Origin of the sequence: Streptomyces sp. (genome assembly GCF_050698815.1) — a bacterium.
Classification (GTDB): domain Bacteria; phylum Actinomycetota; class Actinomycetes; order Streptomycetales; family Streptomycetaceae; genus Streptomyces.
Genome location: NZ_JBOHCV010000431.1, coordinates 1 through 3,392 on the forward strand (window position 1 = coordinate 1; position 3,392 = coordinate 3,392).

Below are 3,392 nucleotides of genomic sequence, written 5' to 3' on the forward strand. Positions count from 1 at the left end.
CCGCCGGGGTACGGGCGGTGCTGGGCGGCCCGTCGGAGGATGCCGCGATCCCGGAGGACGGCACGGGGGCACGGGAGGCGCTGAGTTCGCTGGTGCGGATGGTGGCGGCGGGAGCCGCCGACCCCGCCGATCCACTGTGCGCCGCCCATCTGCACTGCCCTCCGCTCGCGGTGGCGGCGGCGGCCGACATGGCTGCCGGCGCGCTGAATCCGTCGATGGATTCGTGGGATCAGGCGCCCGCCGCCTCGGAGTTGGAGTGGCGGACGTGCCGGGCGCTGGCCCGGCTCGTCTACGAGGACGCCGGGCGGGTTCCGGACGCGCTGGTGACCACGGGCGGCACGGAGTCCAATCAGCTGGGCGTGCTGCTGGCCCGGGAGCTCTACGGCGGCGGGGTCCGCGTCGTCTGCGGGGCGAACGCGCACCACAGCGTGCACCGTGCGGCGTGGCTGCTGGGCCTGCCCGCGCCGGTCGTCGTCCCGACGCCGCGCGGGGTGCTGGGTGCGGCGGCGCTGCGCGGCGCACTCGACACGCTCGCCGCGGAGACTGCGGACGGCAGGCCCGTACTCGTGGTCGCCACGGCGGGTACCACCGACGCGGGCGCCATCGATCCGCTGGCCGAACTGGCCGATGTGGTACGGCAGTACGAGTGCGGTGCGCGGCTCCACGTGGATGCCGCCTACGGAGGGCCGTTGCTGTTCAGCGAACGGCTGCGGTGCCGCCTCGCCGGGCTGGAGCGGGCCGACAGTGTCACCCTCGACCTGCACAAGCTGGGGTGGCAGCCGGTCGCCGCCGGACTCTTCGTGGTTCCCGACCGTGGTGCGCTGAGTCCGCTGGACCACCGCGCCGAGTATCTCAACGCCGGCGACGACACCGGGGCCGGGCTCCCCGACCTGCTGGGCCGTTCGCTGCGTACGACGCGGCGCCCCGACATTCTCAAGGTGGCCGTCACACTGCGCGCCCTGGGACGCCGGGGGCTGGCGTCCCTGGTGGAGCGGACCTGCGCGGTGGCGCTGGAGTTCGCCGAACTGGTCGCGGCCGACCCCCGGTTCGAGCTGTACGGCACGCCCGAGCTGTCCACCGTGCTGTTCCGGCCCACGGGGGCGGACGGCGCCGCCGTCGCCGCGGTCCGTCGCCGGCTGCTGAGCGAGGGCAGCGCCGTCCTCGGCAGGGCCGACTTGAGCGGCGGGGATCTGTGGCTGAAGGCCACGCTGCTCAATCCGCACGCCCGGATCAGCCATCTTGCCGACCTTCTCAAGCTCGTGCACGACGCCACCCCAGCGTCACCGTCAGTCCCAGTCCCAGCGCCCGATCCCAAGCCCGCGCCCGTCACCAGCGCCGCAAGGAGCCACCACGCATGACGACCGCCGACGGCCACCGGCCCTTCCCGCCCAAGCCGTCCGTGCCGCCCCGTCACACCGGCCGGGGCGCGCCCCCGGGACAGCGCCGGGGCAGGCCGCACCCGCAGGAGCCGCCGCCGCTCGACCTCGCGGGCATCGGCATCGGCCCCTTCAATCTCTCCCTTGCCGCCCTCGCGCACGGTGTCCCCGGGCTGCGCACCGCTCTCTACGAGCAGCGCCCGGCCTTCCACTGGCATCCCGGCCTGCTCATCGAGGGGGCCACCCTCCAAGTGCCCTTCCTGGCCGACCTGGTCACGCTCGCCGACCCGGCCAGCCCGTGGTCCTTCCTCAACTACCTGAAGGCCCAGGACCGGCTGTTCCCCTTCTACTTCGCCGAGCGCTTCCACATCGAGCGCGCCGAGTACGACGCGTACTGCCGCTGGGTGAGCGAGGGCCTGGCCGCCGAGATGCCGGAGATTCCCGGTGCCGGAGCCGGGGCCGGCACCGGTCTCCATTTCGGCCACCGCGTCGACGCGGTGCGCTGGCATGCCGAACGCCGCCTGTTCGAGGTCGACTTCACCCGCCCGGACGCCGCGGGAAGCGCCGGGCCCGGCCGTTCCTACGCCCGTAACCTCGTGCTCGGTCTGGGCAGCGCGCCGCATGTGCCCGAACCGCTGCGCCAGCTCGCCGGTACTGCGGGCGTGGAGGTCATCCACTCGGCCGACTATCTCGACCACCGGGAGCGGCTGCTGGCGGCCGGGCATGTCACCGTCGTCGGTTCCGGTCAGTCGGGCGCCGAGGTCTTCCTCGATCTGCTCCGCCACCGCCCGGCCGGGCGGGAGAGGCTGCACTGGCTGACCCGCAGCGCCGCGTTCGCGCCGATGGAGTACAGCAAGCTGGGCCTGGAGCACTTCACGCCCGACTACACCCGCTATTTCCACGCCCTGCCCGAGCGGGTACGGGACCGGCTGCTGCCGCGTCAGTGGCAGCTGCACAAGGCGGTCGACCAGAACACGCTGGCCGCCATCCACGACGTGCTGTATCACCGCACCCTGGGCGGCGGCTGGCCGGACGCGGTGCTGACTCCCGGGGTGGCCGTCCGTACGGCCGGACGGCTGGGCGCCACCCGGCTGGAGCTGCACCTGGAACATGTGGAGCAGGACGAGCGCACCCGGCTGACGACGGACGCGGTGGTGCTGGCGACCGGTTACCGCGAGCGTCCGCTGGACGGTGTGCTCGCCGGGCTCGACCGCTGGCTGCGCCGGGACGCCGCGGGGCGGCACCGGGTGGATGACCGGTACCGGCTGGTGCTGGATCCGTCGGTGACCGGGGCGGTCCACGTGCAGAACGCCGAGCGGCACACGCACGGCGTCGGCGCCCCCGACCTCGGGCTGGCCGCGCACCGCAGCGCGGTGATCCTCAACTCCCTCACCGGCGAAGAGCGTTACCCGCTCCCCCGGCGCACGGCGTTCACGACGTTCGGACTGCGTCCGACCACGGCGCGGGCCGGGGGCGGCACCCCCGAGGGGAGCGTCTACGCCGACCCGCGGCACGCGGATTTCCGTCCGCTGCGCATGTGCTGAGGAGGACCGGCGCACCGACGGACAGGCGCACCTCGACCGGCGCACCCACCGTAGGCGGAAGGCGCTGACAGGTCTCCGCCGCTGTGGAAGACTCGCAGGATGTTCGATCACATTTCGATTCAGACGCAGGACCCCACTGCCGCGGCGGACTTCTACGACGCCGTCCTGGCGACCCTGGGAGGCAGACGCATTCTCGACTTCGGTGACGTCATCGGCTACGGCACCTCGTTCCCGGTCTTCTGGCTGGGGCCCGCGACCACGGAAGGGCGGGCCCGCGAGACGCACATCGCCTTCGCTGCCGCCGACCGCGGGACCGTCGACGCCTTCCATGAGGCTGCCGTCGCAGCCGGGGCCGAGGTGCTGCACCCGCCGAAACTGTGGCCCGAGTACCACGAGTCGTACTACGGGGCGTTCGTACGCGACCCGGACGGCAACAACGTCGAGGCCGTCTGCCACCGTCCTGAATGATCCG

General features: G+C 73.3%; 3 protein-coding genes. All 3 read left to right on the forward strand.

What is annotated here, in order from left to right:
• Nucleotides 1-1,358: pyridoxal phosphate-dependent decarboxylase family protein (locus ACRDP3_RS15735; RefSeq protein WP_431517572.1), on the forward strand; the 1,358-nt coding region annotated here is incomplete at its 5' end.
• Nucleotides 1,355-2,920 carry a lysine N(6)-hydroxylase/L-ornithine N(5)-oxygenase family protein gene (locus ACRDP3_RS15740; protein ID WP_431517573.1) on the forward strand — a complete coding sequence of 522 codons (1,566 nt, stop codon included), beginning with the start codon at nt 1,355-1,357 and terminating at the stop codon, nt 2,918-2,920. The genes ACRDP3_RS15735 and ACRDP3_RS15740, both read left to right, overlap by 4 nt.
• Nucleotides 2,921-3,019: 99 nt before the next feature.
• Nucleotides 3,020-3,388, forward strand: coding sequence for a VOC family protein (locus tag ACRDP3_RS15745; RefSeq protein WP_431517574.1), 369 nt, complete (start codon nt 3,020-3,022; stop codon nt 3,386-3,388).
• The last annotated feature ends 4 nt before the right edge of the window (nt 3,389-3,392 follow it).

Excerpts from the sequence above, each read along its gene's own strand:
- ACRDP3_RS15740 (WP_431517573.1), top strand. The coding sequence starts at position 1,355 with ATGACGACCGCCGACGGCCACCGGCCCTTCCCGCCCAAGCCGTCCGTG.
- ACRDP3_RS15745 (WP_431517574.1), top strand. The coding sequence starts at position 3,020 with ATGTTCGATCACATTTCGATTCAGACGCAGGACCCCACTGCCGCGGCG.